Raw genomic sequence first — 17,569 nt, 5'->3', positions numbered from 1 at the left:
ATCAACCTTCAAAATTCTTCATGAAGCCATCTGGCAGTCCTTCCGACGGAGTCGAAGGCAATCCAAAAACGACCCAGCCCTTGTTCATCGCGTCTGCCTCAGCTTCTGCTGTCAGGTCAGCGGTCGTTGCGGCAACCGCGAATGCGCGCCAAACGAACTCGAATTCGCGCCCGCCAAAGCTCGCGGGCATCGTATCGACTTGGGGAATGCCTGCTGCGCTGAATGCCTCAAGCCATGGTGATGCCACCGTTCCAGCAGTCGGCTTCGCAGCAAGGGAAATTGTGCCGCGTGCAAGATCGATCAGGAATTGCGCCACTTCCGGGCTCGAGCGGTCGATCAGCTCATGGTCCGGTTGGTTGAAGTAGGACAGCAGGCAACGGTAGCAGCCGCGAACACAGCTTCCGTCTTTCTTCTCCTGCAACAGATCCGCATCACCCGCCGCAATCGCAGCATCCACATTCTCGAAGTGCATCAGACCAAGTGCGGTCTTCGCCACCTCGTTGATTGCCTTACCGTCATCAATCAGGCGCGTGAGCACGCCGGCGCCGCCTTCCGTTGCCTCGTAGGCAAGGATTGCGCGACGGTTGTCCCTCGCGGGCAGCGGTTCACCGAGGATTTCGCCTTCTTCCAACTGGAAAACCACTTCGATTCCACGCAGCAACGCATGTTGAACCGTCGCGATCGTCTCGGGCTCATACTGCTCTGGCTTTTCGAAGCGGAACAACAGGGCATTCTTTCTGTCGCGGACAATCGGGACAATGCGAACCGGCTTGACCACGTCCGGCGGGACGTCCGTGTCGCTGTCCTCGTCGTCAGATTTCGCCCAATATCCGGACCTCGGATCGATGTGGAAACCGAAGACCGTCTGGTCCTTTCGGCGCTTCAAGCCCTTGTTCAGTCGGCTGATTTCTGCGCTGTTGGCATATTGCAGGGCCAAGAGCGAAGTCTCGCCACAGACGAATTTGGCGTTGGTCACTTGGACCTGCCCATCCTTCTTCGGCCAGGAGAAGACGGTCTGGATGTCAAAGCCCTGCCGAACGCGCTCTTCATCGTTCGCCGTGATGCGCTCAGTCGGGGCGGCCTCGACGTTATCGATGCGCAGGGTCTTCTTGATGGGGACCTCACCCGCCATGTGGTTGTTGCACCCATGGCAACGCTCGACCTCGCCCTCATGCGATGCGCCACAGTTGGAGCACATGTAGATATCCTTGGTCGCCAATTCCGATCCGTCGCCCTGACGCACCTCGGGGGGCAGTTTGGCTTTCATGACTCGGTAGGCACGGCCTTCATGATAGATCAGACTGCGCGGGCCGAATTCGGAAATGGCGAGGAAGCGGGCTCTGGAAAGGAATGAGCCCGTCTTACCTTCGCCAGGGACAAATGCGTAGAGCGGCAGGCGGGGGAAGTTGTACCCGGGCAGGAAGCCCTCTGTTGCCAGATACCGATACGAATAGAAGTCGGAGCCATTCGAGGCTTTGCCTTGTTCGAGGATGGCGATCTGATCCTGGGCCTGCATTTGTGCGGCCTTGATCTTGCGCCGGTCGGCTCCCGAGAGCCCTGTGATCTCCGAACGCTTGTTGGCCTCTGCCAATTGCGTCCTGGCAGAGCTATAAAGCTCCCGCCAACGGTCGAAGGCGCGGTCAAACTCCTTTGGGGCATTCATGGCCGTGTGAAGAACGAACTCGTCCGGATCGTCCATCCAGATCGGGGTTTGCCCTCCGTCGGACGCCAGAATCTGCTTCAAGACACGCGCCATCGGCCCCCGTGCCTGCGAAACCAGAGAGGGTTTCGAGATGACCGCTAGGACGTCCTCCTTCAGCGGGAATTTATCCCCGTGAAGGTCCAGAATCTCTGGGATGTCGGGAGAAAGCGCCAGTTTCGCTTCCGCCAGCCACACCGCGTGCAGGTGCGATCGGACCAGCTCTTCATTCGTGATGTCGAGTGCTGGCGGCCGCACGACACCGGCAACCATATCGTTGCGCCGCTCGAAGAAATACTGGTCATGCGGAGACCCCGAGGCGCAGTAGGTCACGACAACCGCCGCCTGACCCGATCGACCGGCACGACCAGCGCGCTGCGCGTAATTCGCCGGCGTAGGCGGTACGTTGCGCAGGTAGACGGCGTTCAAGGCAGAAATATCAACGCCGAGTTCCATAGTCGGAGAGCAGAACAGCGCGGGCAGGAACCGATCGGACTCGCCGGTCGCCCGAATTTCCGTTCGGTACTCCGAGGTCGCGAGATGGTCCATGTCGTCCTGCTCGAAACGGAACCGCCATTCCCGCCATTCCCGCTGCTTTTGCGAAACCTGAGCCGTGTGCTCGCGTCCCTCCAGCCCCCAGTAGGAACTACGCCCAGCGCCAAGGTCACTGGCAATCGCGGTGTAAAGGTCGTGGAAATATCGGTTGCCGCGGTGGGTTTCATCATCGAGGGCCGGTCCAGGCACAAGCCGAACCGCAGATGGTGACAGGCGCCAGCCCGTCACATCGCTATCGAGTTCGACTGGCACCAGCAGCCCTTCGTCGCTCAGGAAGGCAAGCATCCCTTCCATGAACTCGTAGTACTCATCCTTGTTCAGCTTCGTGCCGAGAACGGATTTCCGGTTCACGAGCCGTGCGATCCGCGAATTCGGACCTGCCCGGAGAAGCGTTTGTTCTTCACGCAGCGTGACGACGTTCTTGCTGCCCGCGCGCAGGACAAGTGAGGACCGCGCTCGCGGATTTTCCTTTTGGTCGATTGCCCAAGGTGCCTGAAGCAGCATTCGGGATTTCTGGGCCACGCCGTCGAGGACAGTCAGATCCAAGGCTTCGGTCTGAACAGCCAGGCCCTCGAGCATCGCGGACAAAATTGCCTTGAGAATTGCCTGCCGCTGCTCGAGGCCGAGGTCTCCCAGCGCTGGATGGATGGCCATGAAGCGCTCGCGATCTTCAGAGATTTCCTCGAGGCCGAGGAAACTCACGTCGATCAGGTTCAGGACAGACAAGCTGGGGTTGGTGAAGCGCCAACCGCGACGCAGGTCCGTCCAAACACGATGGGCTAAAACCTTTGCGAGCGACCGCTGGGCGTCTTCGCGAATGATGGCACCAGCATTCGAATCCAGTAGCCAATGCTGGCGCGCCTCTTTGTTGGCGGCAGTAAAGCCGAGCGCCTTCACAACCTGCAGGCCGAACTCGTCTTCTGCGAGCCCACCTGCGCCAGCAGAAATGACCGCGCGGAGGATGGCTCCGCGCAACAGGCTTACGAAGAGGAAATCATTGAAATGGCCAGACTGCAGGGCTGCATCCTGACGGTTATCCGTGAACCCCAAAAGCTTCCGCTTCGTCTCGGGTACGCCGCTGCCAGGTTTGTTCATCCACTCCAGGGCGCTGGCTACGAGCAAGGTTGTTGCCGAGCTTCGCCCTTCGCCGGAGAGCCCCGCCAACTTGCTGCGTTCGCGCATCCCCTGCGTCGGTTCGTCATGACAGCATAGGCAGAACGCGAACTTTCCCGGGATGAACCAGAAATCGTTTCCGCCCGCTCCATGGCGACCATCAGCACCGACGACGTAGGATACCGGCATACGCTTCTTGCGATACCCTCTCAGCCGTTCAATGCCGTTTTTCTCTTCTCGCCAGCTTTCGGGGTAACCCTCAAGCTCGCCAGTGAACTGAAAGTCAGTATCGCCGGGCGTCACCGGACAGAGATACCCTGCGACCTCGTCTTCGTCAGTGTCGAGCGGAGTGTCGTCGATGCTTCGGGGCAGAAAGCGCAAACTCCCATCATCGTCGACCTTCGTCACGACATGATATTCTTGACCACAGTTTCGGCAGAACCGCGTGGGGTAGAGGCGGTTGCCAGGGGCTTCGGGGTCCTCGAGCTGCCCTTCAAGAAGGATCCGACGCGGCCTGGCTGTGAGTGTCGTAAAGACTTCACCGGCACCGGAGATGAAACGGTGGAGTTTGAAGGCGAGAAAGGCTCCGTCCTTCGCGCCGCCGCGCTCATGCTCCGGCAGGCTTACCCGGGTCAGGAATTTTTCGAGATAGTCTCGGCAGGTTTCGGCATCGACCGCACTGGCCAGAGAGAGCTTTTCGACGGCCTCTTCGAAAGGGATCGGCTTCTTCCTGCGAAGCTCAAGCCCATCGTCCAATCCGAGTTCGAGTTCGGCCCACACCGAGAGCGGATGGCGCCTCAGTGTTTCGTCATCGAGTGCGTCCGGTAAAGGCTGAGTCAGGGCCGTCTTCAAAGCGCCAAGGACGTGCTCGGTCTTCAGGGTGTCATCGGTCGCGCGCTGCAAAGACTCGTCGATGACCGCGTCCGGGCCAATGTCGGAGCCAAACAGACGAGACGCTACCTTCGCGACAGCAAGCGCGCGGCTCTCGTCCGATCCCTCGGAGGCCATCGTTGCCGAGGTCCCGATGCAGATTGGCTCCTTGTCCGGCGAGCACCTGTCCCGCAGGCGTCGAACGAGGACCGCGACATCGGCACCTTGGCGCCCGCGATAGGTATGGAGTTCGTCGAGAATGATGAACTCGAGACCGGACGCGTTCGAGACGACTTTCGAGTCCAGTTCGTCCTGACGCGTCAGAAGCAGTTCCGCCATCATGTAGTTGGTCAGGAGAACATCTGGCGGATTGGCAGCGATGCGCTCGCGTTCTTCTCGGCTTTCCTGACCCGTGTAGCGCTTGACCACCGGCTTGAGATTATCTGGCAAACCGGAACCGGCGATGAACTTGTCAATTTCCTTCATCTGGCTATTTGCCAGTGCGTTCATGGGGTAGACGATGATTGCCGTTGTGCGCCGCGGCTTTCCTGCGCGCCGCGCGCGGATAATTGCATCGACAACCGGTACGAAGAAGCACAGGGATTTCCCCGAACCTGTGCCGGTAGTGACGACATAACTTTTGCTTTGCTTCGCCTTCGCAATTGCCTCGGCTTGGTGCCGATGAAAGCGTAGTGGTGTCGTGCCAAACCGAAAGACCTTGCCCGTCCCCTCATCAAGATCACCCGTGGCAACGAGCTCGTCGACCGTCGGCCCGGCCATGAAGCGCGGGTTCAGTGACAAGAGGGCATCCGGCCAGAATTTTCCGGCGTCGTACTGGGCGTCGATCTCGGATTTCAGATCAGGCGCTCGGATTGCGCTGAATGAACGCGAGAAGTGCTCGTAGGCATTTATCAATTGATGGTCGAATTCAAACGCTTTCATTGGAAACCTTGTCTCTCGGAGCTCAATTGTTTGCTCTCGTGAATTTTATCCCGATTCAGTAGCACTATCTGCTGATCCTGCGGTTCCCTGGCCGCCGGGTCAGTATCTAATCCCAGCCGCCTTAGCGCGTAATAAAGGAGCGCGCGACGGACATTGATCTTAGCTTTGCCATCCCGCATCCCGTAGTCGAGCGCGATGACTTTCGCCTGCGTCTCCGATAGGTCGGGGTGTGGAGCGACTTCCAGCGTGACTTCGGAATGCCAGTCGTAATCATCACCGGCCGATATTTCGCTCTCGCGCACCGCTCGGATTTTGAGAATTCGCGAGAGCAGGAAGTCCTTGAAACACCTTTCGGTCAAGCAATACGCCCGGGTGTGCCATCGAAACCCGTCGAACGCGATGGCGTGCGGAGCAATCCAGCGCATGCGCGGCTCTGGGATAGACAGAGACTGGTATTTCACCTCGATCGCCTCGGACCGACGAATAGCCCCAACGACTGACCGAAGTGTCACTGGATTGACTCCGCGCACTGGAGTAGGCGTCGAGGCGTAGGGCGGGAGATCCGCTATCCAGGCATCCTCGCGGCTGAGGATCTGATCTGCGACAGACCGAAGTTGCGTAAGGTAGCGGCTCGCGTCTGGCTCGAGGAACACCGGCTTGAATTCAGCGCCTCGGACATAGGTCCGTGCGCTCTTGTCGTAGACCATGTTGTCCGGAGAAAAGCCGATGTAGCGGTTCAGGTCGTTGGACGCCTGGTTCACCGAGACCCCGAACTGGTTCATCAGATCGCTGCGGTTCACGTGCCCCTCCCAGAACAGGCGGAACTCTATGAACTCGAGGCGCTGCTCGACTCCCCAACGAAGTTCCGACTTATCGGAGTCCACTATGTTCTCCCGGCATAGCTGTCGCGCACCGAAACTATGTGCACCCACTTTCTGGTCCTATTCCAGGCTATCGGGGGAGATGGTCGCGCGCAATCCAAATACTTTGAAATATGAGACTTTTCTGATGTCAGAAGCAGTCAAAGCTCGCGAACAATCTGTTCTTGCTTATTCCATTCTGGGGGTAGCTGCCTTCGTTTGAACAATTCCGACGTGAAGGAAACGGGCTGGTTACCCGCGGCAACCTGATCCAGAATATCGGGGGCGAGGAAGGCGAGACCGATCATCTGCTGAATGCGGCTCGACGTGGTTTTCTCTCGAGCGGCAAGGTCGCCGAAGGAGGCGCCGTCCTTAATGGCCGCGTACCATCGTTGTGCAGTCAGGATGTTCTTCGCAAGCACTGGATCGACCCGCGGAACCGCGCTTCCGAGAATGATGCGTGCTTCGACACCTCGACGTTGCATCTGAAAGGATGCGGGAACCCGTCGGGCCGAGCTTTCAATCCGATCCGGCGCGATGCCAAGCCGTTCCGCCAGAACCTTCCGGTCGAGCCGCAAGAGGATGCTACCCTGCGCAAGATCGGCGCGGCGCAGCAGCGGTGCCCAGGCGTCAGCGCTGCCCTCCGGGTCACAATCATTTGCGACCTGTCGAAGCTTCGCCTGCAGATCGGGAACCTCGGAGGCCGTGATGTCCCGGACCAGATCTGTCACCACGGTGGGTTTGCGCAGGTGATCGCCGAGGACACGGGCAATACCGGCCTCAAGATCTCGGGCCGGCAACCGCCATGCATCGGCGTGTTTCTCACGCCGGTCGGTCACCAACCTGCGCGAGATGTAGTAGCGCAGACGCTTGCCGTTTTTCCGAGAATGGCTCGGGGTCAACCGATCTCCGGTCTCATCGAAGAGCTTGCCGACCAAGGGCGAGCGTTCCGCCGCGTTCGACCGACCGCGTGTGCGGGCCGCTGCGGAGGCAAGACGTTCTTGCATTTCGTCCCATGCTGCAGGGTCAATGATTGCGGGATGCTGCCCGTCATAGATCTTATCCCGGTGCCGGATGCGGCCGGCGTAAAGCGGGTTGCTCAGGATCTGATAGATGTGCCCGCGGCTGAAGGGCGTTCCGCCGGTCGAGGTTCCCGTAGCGAACGACCGAAACCGAGTTCGATAGCCAAGTTTTTCCGCACGTTCGGCGGTTGCGCGGACTGAGCCGAGATCGTGATAGAGGTCATGGATCCGGCGGATGATTGGCGCTTCGGTCTCGTCGATCTTCAGGCTGCGGCCGTCAGGCTGGTAGCCGAAGGGAACTGTGCCGCCCATCCAGAGCCCCTTCTTCTTCGAGGCGGCGATCTTGTCGCGGATCCTTTCGGCCGTCACCTCCCGTTCGAACTGGGCAAAGCTCAGCAACATGTTCAATGTCAGCCGTCCCATGCTGGTGGCGGTGTTGAAGGACTGGGTGACCGAGACGAAGGAGGCGCCGGCGGCATCGAGCCGATCGACAATCTTCGCAAAGTCGGACAGCGACCGGGTCAGCCGGTCGATCTTGTAGACGACGATTTGATCGACGAGACCTGCCTCGATGTCCGCGAGCAGGCGCTGCAATGCAGGCCGCTGCAGGGTCCCCCCGGACAACCCTCCGTCATCGTAGCGGATCGGGATGAGTACCCAACCCTCCGCCTTCTGGCTCGTCACATAGGCACCGCATGCCTCGTGCTGGGCGTCGAGCGAGTTGAAGTCCTGATCAAGTCCTTCTTCGGAGGATTTCCGGGTGTAGATTGCACATCGGATTCGGCGGGCCATCTCAAGCCGCCTTTCTGCGATGAGACAGCTTGGTGGGCGTATCGTCCCGCCGAACCTCCTCAGCCAACCCAAAAAACCGTGGTCCTGACCAGCGCGCGCCAGTGATCTTCCGGGCAATGGCGGAGAGCGAGACATATCGGTCCCCGGCCATCAGGAAGCCACCGTCGGTCACCTCAACGGTCCAGGTGCGGCCCTGCCATTCCCGGATCAGTTTGGAGCCAGGGCGCAGCTTGGTGCCAACGGACGCCCGGGATGCGCTGCCAGCGGCGATGCGGTCGAGATCCTCGAGGGTTCGAACCTTGGGGCCCCCGAGCGCCTGACATTGCAGTTCAAAGGCGAGCGCGCGGCGCAAGAACGGCATCGAGAGGCTCTTCGGGGGCGGTGCCCCGATCACCTCGCGCCAACGGTCGAGCAGGGCGGCGCGATCTGCGGTTTCAAGAGCGGTGAGAGCCTCGGGCAGGTCCTTCAGGGAAACCGGTCGGTTGGCCAAGCTCATTGGTCAACCTCCGAACTGTTTTTCGCTTTCGCGTCGGCGCCAGCGCCGACGGCGATCCGATAGATCAACCCAGAGGTGCCATCCTCCGGCTTGGCCGTTTCGACCTCGTGGCCCGATTTGCGCAAGCCGGTGATCGCCGCGCGCGTCGTATGCGGTTGCCAACCGAGTGCCGAGCTGATCGCAGCAATCGTGGTGCCACCGTCACGGCTCAGCATCCCGATCAGCCGATCCTTCTTGCTCTCCGTGCGTATCGTAGCTTCCGACTCGGTCGTTGCGCTGGTGACTGCGTTGGTGTCGGATGTGGTCGCGGGTTTCTTCGCCATGGTTGGCCTCCTGGTTGGGGTCGGATCCGTTCCGGCCTTCCTACCAAGCAGAGCCCGGAGTTCCGGGCAGTGGCGCCAAACGAACCCGCCGTGTCGGCATGACCTGACTACCGCTTGCGGGGCAGACGAAGTCCAGCGGGAAATTGTTGGTGGGCAAAAGGGCGTATTTTGTTGAAAAACTCGCGCTTGATTGGGTGGTAAGTCGCTGTTTCAATTCTCTCGATGAGCGGGAGGATTTGCGATGATGGGACCGAGGCAGGAAGCGCAGGCGGCTCTGTTTTACGAGTTCTCGCTCGAGGATCATGTCCCCCCAAGACCATCTGCTGCGGTCGATTGATCGGTTCGTCGATCTGAACAGCATCCGGGCCCATCTGGCGGATTTCTACAGCCACACCGGCCGCCCGTCCGTCGATCCCGAACTGCTGATCCGGATGCTACTGGTGGGATATTGCTTTGGTATACGATCTGAGCGGCGGCTCTGCGAAGAGGTCCATCTGAACCTCACGTATCGCTGGTTCTGCCGCCTCGACCTTGCTGACCGGGTGCCGGATCACTCCACCTTTTCGAAGAACCGCCATGGCCGGTTTCGTGACAGCGAGCTGCTACGCCACCTGTTCGAGATGACGGTCGCACGCTGCATCGAGGAAGGCTTGGTGAGTGGGCAGCGCATTGCGGTCAATGCCAGCCTGATCGAAGCGGACGCGAACAAGCAGAACTCGATGCCGAAGGAAGACTGGGACGCCTCGCAAATCGACCCGACGGATGGCGGCGCAATATTCGGGCCAAATTTGAAGAGCGAAAGGATGACAGAAAGACATGCGGTTGCAATGGTCGGGCAAGATTCGCGTCGGTGGATCGAGCTAGTAATGGCTGATAGCCGAGCCACGGTTTCTGGCTTCCGCCCGAGGTACTTGCAAAGGGCCTGTTCCCGATGGAGGACGGGGCCGTGAGGCCCCCAAACAAAGAAAAGGAAAGTCAGCCCATCGGGGCTGGCCGACGATTTCTCGCAAGTGATGGAAACCGGTTGTCCGAGACCGACGAAGGCGGGCTCGGTTCACGACAGCCCGGCCCGCAAGGGTGCAAACGCGCCGAAAAATTGCTATGCTTCAAGTCTCATATCGATGGGTGACTAGCAGCGGTCATACTGCCGAAAACTGCTCATACGGTTCATGGGCTCGCGTTCGTGAACTGTTTTAGGATCGCTCAAAGCCTATTGTTGTGAACTTAATATATTGAAATAAAACGATTAAGACTGCAAATTCTTTGGAATTGCCCTGACACTGTTTCTAGAGATATTCTGTGTCCTCTGCGAATTTTTGCTTCATCGAGCAAACGCGAAACGACGATGGAGCAAACGATGGAAGAATTGACGAACCTTGGTGAACTGCTCTCCGGCCTGCCGCCCGGAGTGCTAGTTCTGATCTTGATCTTGGCGGCATTTGGACTGGCGGCATACGCGATCTATGCGGTGGTCACGGTCGCCAAGAAGGAGAAGTGATGGCGATACGCAAATGGGTAAATCTGCCCTCGGTTTGGATCGAGGAGCACGGTCTTAAGAAGTTCAAGTGGACGGATGGTGCCTCGGACAACACGGCGGCACTCATGGCTTTGGTTGTCATCGCACATCACGCGGACCAAGAGACCGGCCTGACCAAAATAACCTATGACGACCTTTGTGCGGCTACGGATATGAGCCGCGCGAAGCTTTCCAAAGGTCTAAGCCTTCTTGAGCGGCGCGGCATTGTCAAACGCTGGCAGGATGGCCGCAGTTCCTTCCAACTGGTCGGCTACGACCTGAGCGGCGGTTGGTGCAAGCTTCCGGCAAAGCCGCTCTATGTCGGCCCTGTGGTGGAGGCATTCAGACACTTCCACTTGCGCAGCAAGGCGGAGCTGAACGCCCTCAAGCTTTATCTGCTCTTCGCCGCGCGCCGTGGCAGGGATACCAATCTGGCCAACATCAGTTTTGACAAGATCATTGAATACTCCGGTATTCGCCGCCACGAGATCAAAGCAGCGACAAGCCTGCTCGCTTCGCTATCGCTCGCCTACATAGAGCGGGTGCCAAGTTCGTCGAACGACTACGGCGTGGCAAACGCCTACCGGCTTGCCGGGCTGGAGACATCGGTGCATATGGGCACAAGAGGCCGCAGATATGAAGCTGCCGAGTTCGAGTTTCCTGGCGAATAGGTCCGGCTGGATGATCGTTAGGATGACCCAGATTTTGTGGATAACTACCCCGGGGGCGTTGTCTTGATACTCGGTGTCCCTCATTGTTTTTCAGATGGATTTTAGGCCTGAAGGAAGAAGCGCGGGGCAGCCATGTATATTAGCAAGATTGAGATTGAAAATTTCCGGTGCTTTGGTGAGGGAGACCAGAAATTTGTGCTACCGCTCTCGCCCGGCCTGACGGCATTGTTAGGGGAAAATGATTCAGGCAAGACGGCTGTCATCGATGCATTGAGGTTCATCTTCGGAACGCGCGATCAGGAATACTACCGCGTTCAGGATAGCGACTTTCACTGGCCCGCCGGCGGTGCCGGGAGACGCAAGGAAATTCGGATTTGCTGTCGGCTTGATGGCCTAAGCTTGAAAGAGCAAGGCGCGTTCGCCGAGTTCCTGACCTATGTGGATGAAGGCGGCGAGCCCGATGTCGCGTTATACGTCCACTGGACTACCAAGGACAAAAGCGGTGCCCGCAGTGGCCGCAGGATGGTCTTTTCTGAGGTTCGGACGGGAAAAAACGGTGATGGCCCGGCACTTGATGTCGAGGCGCGGGAATTGCTGCGCTCCACATACTTGCGCCCCCTGCGTGATGCCGAGCGCGCCCTGGCTGCGGGACGCGGTTCAAGGCTATCGGAGATTCTCAAGAGCACCAAGCAGGTCACCGACATAGGCGCAGACTATGATCCCGCTGCCAACCCCGCGCCGAATGTGGCCGACCTCAGCGTGCTTGGGATCGGAGATTATTCGAGTGCATTGATCGTTGAGCATGAGGGAATTCGCCAAGCACGGCAGACCCTGAACGAAACCTATCTTAGGCCGCTTTCCTTTGCAGGTGATGACCTCGAAGGCCAAATATCCGTGGGCAGACAGGGTGACCGCGACGCGAGGCTTCGTCAGCTTCTCGAACGTCTGGAGCTTGAGCTTAGAAGCGGCACTGCGCCGGAACTTCCTGCTAACCGGGGCCTTGGATCCAACAACCTGCTCTTTATGGCGTGCGAGCTTTTGCTGCTTGGCTCGGAGGATGTCGGACTGCCGCTATTGCTCATTGAAGAACCTGAGGCACATCTGCACCCGCAAAGGCAGCTTCGCCTGATGCAGTTCTTGGCAGAGCAATCCAGTGGATCCGGAGCGAATGGCGAGAACGAAATTCAGATTATTCTAACAACGCACAGCCCTAACCTAGCCTCGGCGATCCCTTTGGACAGCCTGGTTCTCATTCATGGCGGCAAAGCTTTCACGCTTGCACGCGGGCACACGGAGCTAAGTCCCGACGATTACCGCTTCTTGCAGCGGTTCCTTGACGTGACCAAGGCAAACCTCTTCTTCGCGAGAGGCGTCATGATCGTGGAGGGCGATGCGGAGAATATCCTGCTGCCAACGCTTGCGCGGCTGATTGAGATGGATTTATCGGCTCATGGCGTCTCAATCGTCAATGTGGGCGGCGTCGGGCTGCGCCGCTTCGCCAGAATATTTCAGCGCAAGGATCCTGAGGTCGACGGCCTGATAAAAGTGCCTGTCGCCTGCATCACCGATATGGATGTAATGCCGGATTGCGCCCCTGTGGTTGTCGGGAAGACAGAACCATTCCCGGCCCTTAAGGACCGTCGGTGGCGCATGAAAAGCGACTTCGCGGATGGTGAGTTGGATGTGCGCCGCGAGGCGATCCGCGCGAAAGCCAGCGGCCAGTTTGTCGACACGTTCGTATCCAATGATTGGACCTTGGAGTATGATCTCGCTCTCCATGGGTTGGCTGAAGAAGTGTGGATTGCCGGAACGCTTGCGCGGCAAGATGAGAAGATCAACGAGCCTGACAAGGCCGAGAACATCTTCCGTGTGACGCGCGCGGCCAAGGCAGAGTTCAAGGGAAAACAGGAGGCGTGCGGAAATGCCGAAGAGTTGGCTTCCCACGTCTATTCCCTGTTTACGAACTCCCCGAAGGCGTCAAAGCCAATCGCCGCCCAGTACCTCTCGGAGATTCTGGAGTGGAAGGTTGCGAGGGGCAAATACGATGCCGCAGCCCTCACGGAGCTTCTTCCGTCTTACGTCACAGCAGCTGTGCGGCACGCCACCGGGCGCGGTGGAGTTGACGCACCAATCGGCGAAGGTGAAGTGGAAGCCGCGCCCGCCGAAGAAGTTGCGGGTGGCCCGGCGTGATCGAGCTACCAGAAGTCAGCGACCAGGACGTTCAGTGGGCTTGCAAAGTCCTCGGGCTGCCTGAATCGGCGTTTTCTGGTGCGGACGGAGCGGACCCGCGACTCGGTGTGTTGCGCGAGAACGCGACCTTGGATGTGGAAGCGTGCCCTGGAAGCGGGAAGACCACTCTGCTCGTCGCAAAGCTGGCAATTCTCGCCCGACATTGGAACGCAGCAGAGCGCGGCATCTGCGTCCTTTCCCACACCAATGCTGCGCGGCGCGAGATTGAAAGGAAGCTCGGAGCGACCTCCGAAGGCCAACGGCTGCTTTCCTACCCGCACTATGTGGGCACGATCCATGGATTCGTGAACGAATACCTCGCCCTGCCTTGGCTGAGATCAAAAGGCATTACGATTGAGGCCGTAGACGACGACATTTGCCTAAATTGGCGATGGAAGAGGCTTCCATTTGTCACCAGGCGAGCACTCGAACAAAGGCGGCAGAGCATTCATCGACTGCGCTACCAGAACTCTGACTTCGATCTTGGCGATATCCCTTGGGGCAAGGGCGGAGTGCTTGGCAAGTCATCGCAAACCTATCAAAACATGCAAGGCGTCTGCCGGGACTCCTATGGGGCAGGGCTGTACTGCCATGACGAAATGTTTGTTTGGGCTTCCGACTTACTTGACCGGCATCCCGAGGTTGTGCGGCATCTGAGGCAGCGTTTCCCGCTACTTCTGATCGATGAAGTGCAGGACAACAGCGAGTCTCAATCCCGGTTGCTCCAGCGCATCTTTATGGCGGGCGATCGTCCCGTAACGCGCCAGAGAATTGGTGACCAGAACCAGGCGATCTATGCCTATGAAGGCCAGGACGGAGCGGCGACCGATAGCTTCCCCGTCGAGGATATCAAGTGGACGCTTCCGAACAGTTATCGCTTCGGAAATAGCGTGGCGGCTCTCGCCAATCCCCTCGGCGTCTCGCCTCATGGCTTGGTTGGGCAGGGAGGTGTTGGACGCAGCGGAGAGCCAGAACTTGTGGGCCGTCACGCGATCTTTCTGGTCGATGACGATAGCGCCGGGCGCGTCATCGACGAATATGTCGCCTATCTTCGGCAGGAGTTTGGAGCGGCGGAGCTAAGCAGCGGCGACTTCACCGCCGTGGGAGCAGTTCACCGGACCCACAAGGACGACAATCTACCATATTCGATAAGGCACTACTGGCCCGAGTATGATCCAGAGATATCGGGCGCAGAGCCAAGGCCGAAAACTCTGCTCCAGTATTTGGCGGCAGGACGCCGCCTGGCCGAGTTGTCTGGCGAAACAAGCGATCTGGTTGAAAAGCTCGCCCAAGGACTTCTTAGGCTGGCGCGGCTGATGTCGCCTGAGACCGCCATCGGAACAAGAAAGCGAAACCACCGCTACGTTATGGAACTTCTGGAGGGCAACAAGGGCGCGCTGGAGACATATTTGTCTTTGGTCCGAATATTCGCGGTCTCACGGCTAGTTCCAGTGCAGGTTAGGTGGGACGCCGAGTACAAGCAGCTTTTCGAGGAATTGGGGCGTGTGCTGAGCGCGGCAGATGCGACCCCTGCGGCTGCGAATGAATTTCTTGCTTGGAGCGAGATCGGCGGCGGCGATCCTGCGAAAGCAAAACAGAACAACGTCCTTAAGGATGCGACGCAAGAGCCAGCTATTAAAGTGCGTGTTGGATCCATCCACTCGGTCAAGGGGGAGACGCATACTGCCACACTTGTCTTGGAAACTTTCTACTACGCTCACCATCTAAAAGAGCTAAAGCCGTGGCTGCTAGGACAAAACCAAGGTGGGAACGGTCGATCTGATCGAATAAAGCAGCGTTTGAGGCTGCACTACGTGGCAATGACGAGAGCGGCCAGATTACTTTGCCTTGCCATGCGGGCGGATGCCTTCGACGACGCCGAGATCGGCCGCCTGCGGGAAAATGGCTGGCGCGTCGCTCGCATCACGCTTAACGGAATCGACTGGGTTGAGTGATGGTTTCTGGTCCCCTGATTGTCAACCGGACTGCGCAGATCTTGAGGCCATGCGCGCTGAGCTTCAGCTGCGAACCTTCGCCCCGTGATCAATGTCTGGATTGATGAAGCTGCAGCGCGGCATCGGGCGTTGTCGTGAATGTCTCTTCAGGGCCGCTCCGTTACAAATCATCGCCCTTTGATTGGCGCTAGCCATCCAGATACCGTTCAACGCGGGAAAGAGACTGCTTGGCAGCCCTTTTTGTCGCCCTGATCTCGTGGAACAGCTTCCTCGCTTCCTCCCAGCTGAGCCCAGCCCGCTGCCCCTCGGCCGCCAGCGCCGCGCAGTCCTCGAACTGTGCGGTTAGTCGCGCGAAGAGCTCCTGCATTTCGGTGTCCTGCACGTTCCGGCTCCAATCCCTGTCGGGCAAGGACCGCTTCCGGCGGAGCCAAAGTCCAGTTGTTTCTGCCGTCCGGCAGAGAAACTCAGGCCGTTCCGACGCTTGCGCGCAGGGCCCGCTGATACTGCCAGATCGCATGATCGAGGCAGAGCGGCGTCCAGCGGTACCCGCGCCCGGTCAGTTCACGGGCTGCAAGCCGAACCAACACCGCTGCCTGCCGCGGCTCAGGTTCTTTTTCGGCCCCCAGCGCGCAGGCGACGAAGCGCTGGATCATCCGGTCGGGCTTGATGAGGTCATCGTCACCGGCCAGCATCCTGAAATAGTCAAAAGCGATCCCGCTACCCTGGCCCGGGAGGCCGAGGATAGTGGCCTCGGCCAGCTCCAGGCGGTCCGCCGTGATATCCACGAAGGTGTCGATCTCGCACTGACGCAGAGCTTCGGCAAAAAGCCTGACCGCCTCGGCTTTCAATATCCCTGAAGTCGTCGATGTACGCTGGCGGTTCCCGAAGAGCACTTGGGCTGCGGTCTCCGCGCTCAACCCGTCATAGAGTGCCAACAGATCTGAGAGGCTGTGGGTCCCGGCGCCACGATCCTCGCGCAACGATGCAAACCGCGGCCAGCCAGACATGTCGCAGAACCGCGCCACGGTGGCTTGCGTGGACGCGTATTTCACGCCGATCGAAAACACCGCGTCGATCACGCAGAGCGGCAAGGAAGCATATCGGTGTTCTTCGGAGACGCCAACCGGCTCCAGCCCGATGGCTTCGATATGGTCGGCAAGCATGACGACGGGATCGCCACATCCCCGCGAATTCTTCGCCGTCGTCTCGTTTGCGCCTTCCGCTTCCATCAGCGTCACAACCTCGCATTGTCGTCGATCAGTGACATGACCAACGCTTGCGCGGTGGCTGAGGTCAAGCATGAATGTCACTGTTCGTCTGTAGACGGATCGGCGACATGACCCGTCCTTTAGCGGAATGGAGATCCGCGAACGCCTGAGCCTCAACATGCGCCGTCTGCGCCAGTCGAAAGGCTGGTCGCAGGAGGAGTTTGCGCATCAGGCCGGGCTGCATCGGACCTATGTCAGCGACCTGGAACGCGGGGCGCGCAATCCGACAATTACCGTGGTCGACAAGTTGGCGGTGGCGCTGGGCGTACCGGTGGGTGCGTTGCTCGACGAACAGCGCTCCGGCGCGAGTTAGAGATTCGTCTGGTCAGGCGTTGGTGCGAAGACCATGCTTTGGGGCCTCGTAGACCCCGAAAACCGACCCGGAATACAGATTCTATATAAGCCATTTATACATCGCGGCAGAAAACCCTTGCGCTCTTGGGCAAGCGCCCCAATGTAGGGTACGAGCCGCAGAAAGCTGCCGGCTCAACAGCAACGGAGACAGAGAGCGGGAATATCCCGGTCTCGGGGCGGGAAACCGTCCCATCCGTAAGCGCCCCACATGGGGTCTCGCTTACGCATCAACGGTGAAACGCGGCGCCCAGGCGTCGAAAAAAGTTTCGAAGCGCCCGGAATTGTCCGGGGGCACCTGTTGCGTAAGGAGGTATCCATGCACGCAGCCACCACGGGAACCGAAGTTCCCACCCTGAGGGCCGTGACCCTCGACAAGATCATCTGGTGCCATCCGGGTGAGCTGGATTACCACGCGCCGAGCGCGCGTCAGCACAGCGAAGACCACATCGAATGCTTCGCGCGTACGATCCGCGAGGTCGGCGCGGCCCTGCCTGTCATCACGAACGGCATCGGCAACATCATCGCGGGCCAGGGGCGCGTCGAAGCCGCGCTGCGCCTGGGCATCGAGACGATCCCGACGCTGCCGCTCGCCTGGCTCACCGAGAAAGAGCGCAAGCACTACGTCAAGACGCTGACCGAGTTCGGCGACCTCGCGGGCTGGAGCCGTGACATGCTGCAAATTGACTTGCAGCACGTGAAAAAGATCCGCCTCGCGACGATGGCCAAGATCAATGGCCGCTTCTTCCATGCCAATGGCAAGGAGCAGCCGATCCGCGCGCGGCAGTAGCGGATTGAGCAAAGGACGCGAAGTGATCGGTGGGGGGCCTGCCGATCTTGTGCCGGGAGACCGGCCCTTCGCAAGGACCTGACGGTCCGGCCTCTCCCTGAAACAACGCTGACCGGC

The 17,569-nt window shown here is 59.2% G+C and carries 13 protein-coding genes and 1 pseudogene; 7 read left to right on the top strand and 7 right to left on the bottom strand.

Annotated features, from left to right (window positions below; all coding sequences use genetic code 11):
• Position 1: 1 nt before the first annotated feature.
• The 5 genes from V5734_RS12825 to V5734_RS12805 all read right to left on the bottom strand — a co-directional run bounded on the left by V5734_RS12825 (position 2) and on the right by V5734_RS12805 (position 8,672).
• Positions 2-5,179, bottom strand: coding sequence for a DEAD/DEAH box helicase (locus V5734_RS12825; RefSeq protein ID WP_347310035.1), 5,178 nt, complete (start codon positions 5,177-5,179; stop codon positions 2-4).
• Positions 5,176-6,063 (bottom strand): WYL domain-containing protein, encoded by an 888-nt coding sequence (locus V5734_RS12820; RefSeq protein ID WP_347310034.1) that lies wholly within the window; start codon positions 6,061-6,063, stop codon positions 5,176-5,178. The genes V5734_RS12825 and V5734_RS12820 overlap by 4 nt, the downstream gene beginning before the upstream one ends.
• Before the next feature lie 137 nt (positions 6,064-6,200).
• Complete coding sequence (locus V5734_RS12815; protein WP_347310033.1) at positions 6,201-7,853, bottom strand: recombinase family protein; 1,653 nt, start codon at positions 7,851-7,853, stop codon at positions 6,201-6,203.
• A 1-nt stretch (position 7,854) separates the two neighbouring features.
• Positions 7,855-8,349 (bottom strand): DUF2924 domain-containing protein, encoded by a 495-nt coding sequence (locus V5734_RS12810; RefSeq protein ID WP_347310032.1) that lies wholly within the window; start codon positions 8,347-8,349, stop codon positions 7,855-7,857.
• The gene (locus V5734_RS12805; protein ID WP_347310031.1) at positions 8,346-8,672 is read right to left on the bottom strand and encodes a DUF3489 domain-containing protein; all 327 of its coding nucleotides are present in this window, start codon (positions 8,670-8,672) and stop codon (positions 8,346-8,348) included. The genes V5734_RS12810 and V5734_RS12805 overlap by 4 nt, the downstream gene beginning before the upstream one ends.
• A 241-nt stretch (positions 8,673-8,913) precedes the next feature.
• On the opposite strand from V5734_RS12805, the pseudogene V5734_RS12800 reads away from it, so the two are divergent.
• The 5 genes and pseudogenes from V5734_RS12800 to V5734_RS12780 all read left to right on the top strand — a co-directional run.
• A pseudogene (locus V5734_RS12800) lies at positions 8,914-9,412 on the top strand (transposase); the annotation flags it as partial.
• 617 nt (positions 9,413-10,029) lie between these two features.
• On the top strand, positions 10,030-10,170 hold the full coding sequence (locus V5734_RS12795; protein WP_347310030.1) for a hypothetical protein: 141 nt from the start codon (positions 10,030-10,032) through the stop codon (positions 10,168-10,170).
• The gene (locus V5734_RS12790; protein ID WP_347310029.1) at positions 10,170-10,859 is read left to right on the top strand and encodes a hypothetical protein; all 690 of its coding nucleotides are present in this window, start codon (positions 10,170-10,172) and stop codon (positions 10,857-10,859) included. Before V5734_RS12795 ends, V5734_RS12790 begins: the two co-directional genes overlap by 1 nt.
• 132 nt (positions 10,860-10,991) lie before the next feature.
• Entirely contained in the window at positions 10,992-13,049 is a 2,058-nt protein-coding gene (locus V5734_RS12785; RefSeq protein ID WP_347310028.1) for an ATP-dependent nuclease, read from the top strand.
• Positions 13,046-15,043, top strand: coding sequence for a UvrD-helicase domain-containing protein (locus tag V5734_RS12780; protein ID WP_347310027.1), 1,998 nt, complete (start codon positions 13,046-13,048; stop codon positions 15,041-15,043). Before V5734_RS12785 ends, V5734_RS12780 begins: the two co-directional genes overlap by 4 nt.
• Before the next feature lie 187 nt (positions 15,044-15,230).
• On the opposite strand, the gene V5734_RS12775 is transcribed toward V5734_RS12780, so the two are convergent.
• Together V5734_RS12775 and V5734_RS12770 are read right to left on the bottom strand one after the other, a co-directional pair.
• Positions 15,231-15,425, bottom strand: a complete 195-nt coding sequence (locus V5734_RS12775) for a hypothetical protein (RefSeq protein WP_347310026.1) — start codon at positions 15,423-15,425, stop codon at positions 15,231-15,233.
• Positions 15,426-15,507: 82 nt separating this feature from the next.
• Positions 15,508-16,344: a hypothetical protein gene (locus tag V5734_RS12770; RefSeq protein ID WP_347310025.1), complete on the bottom strand. Its 837-nt coding sequence runs from the start codon at positions 16,342-16,344 to the stop codon at positions 15,508-15,510.
• Between the two features lie 55 nt (positions 16,345-16,399).
• Between V5734_RS12770 and V5734_RS12765 the strand changes: the two genes are divergently transcribed.
• The gene (locus V5734_RS12765) at positions 16,400-16,624 is read left to right on the top strand and encodes a helix-turn-helix domain-containing protein (protein WP_347310024.1); all 225 of its coding nucleotides are present in this window, start codon (positions 16,400-16,402) and stop codon (positions 16,622-16,624) included.
• Positions 16,625-16,981: 357 nt separating this feature from the next.
• Positions 16,982-17,452 carry a ParB N-terminal domain-containing protein gene (locus V5734_RS12760; protein ID WP_347310023.1) on the top strand — a complete coding sequence of 157 codons (471 nt, stop codon included), beginning with the start codon at positions 16,982-16,984 and terminating at the stop codon, positions 17,450-17,452.
• Positions 17,453-17,569: the final 117 nt, after the last annotated feature.

The sequence above is a fragment of the Defluviimonas sp. SAOS-178_SWC genome (assembly GCF_039830135.1).
GTDB lineage: Bacteria > Pseudomonadota > Alphaproteobacteria > Rhodobacterales > Rhodobacteraceae > Albidovulum.
The sequence above is the reverse complement of the archived record's forward strand: the minus strand, read 5'-3'. Positions and strand labels throughout refer to the sequence as shown.

Bases quoted from the DNA above. Each gene is read 5' to 3' on its own strand.
- V5734_RS12810 (WP_347310032.1), bottom strand. From the start codon at position 8,349: ATGAGCTTGGCCAACCGACCGGTTTCCCTGAAGGACCTGCCCGAGGCT.
- V5734_RS12815 (WP_347310033.1), bottom strand. From the start codon at position 7,853: ATGGCCCGCCGAATCCGATGTGCAATCTACACCCGGAAATCCTCCGAA.
- V5734_RS12785 (WP_347310028.1), top strand. From the start codon at position 10,992: ATGTATATTAGCAAGATTGAGATTGAAAATTTCCGGTGCTTTGGTGAG.
- V5734_RS12790 (WP_347310029.1), top strand. From the start codon at position 10,170: ATGGCGATACGCAAATGGGTAAATCTGCCCTCGGTTTGGATCGAGGAG.
- V5734_RS12760 (WP_347310023.1), top strand. From the start codon at position 16,982: ATGCACGCAGCCACCACGGGAACCGAAGTTCCCACCCTGAGGGCCGTG.
- V5734_RS12765 (WP_347310024.1), top strand. From the start codon at position 16,400: ATGGAGATCCGCGAACGCCTGAGCCTCAACATGCGCCGTCTGCGCCAG.
- V5734_RS12825 (WP_347310035.1), bottom strand. From the start codon at position 5,179: ATGAAAGCGTTTGAATTCGACCATCAATTGATAAATGCCTACGAGCAC.
- V5734_RS12795 (WP_347310030.1), top strand. From the start codon at position 10,030: ATGGAAGAATTGACGAACCTTGGTGAACTGCTCTCCGGCCTGCCGCCC.
- V5734_RS12770 (WP_347310025.1), bottom strand. From the start codon at position 16,344: ATGCTTGACCTCAGCCACCGCGCAAGCGTTGGTCATGTCACTGATCGA.
- V5734_RS12805 (WP_347310031.1), bottom strand. From the start codon at position 8,672: ATGGCGAAGAAACCCGCGACCACATCCGACACCAACGCAGTCACCAGC.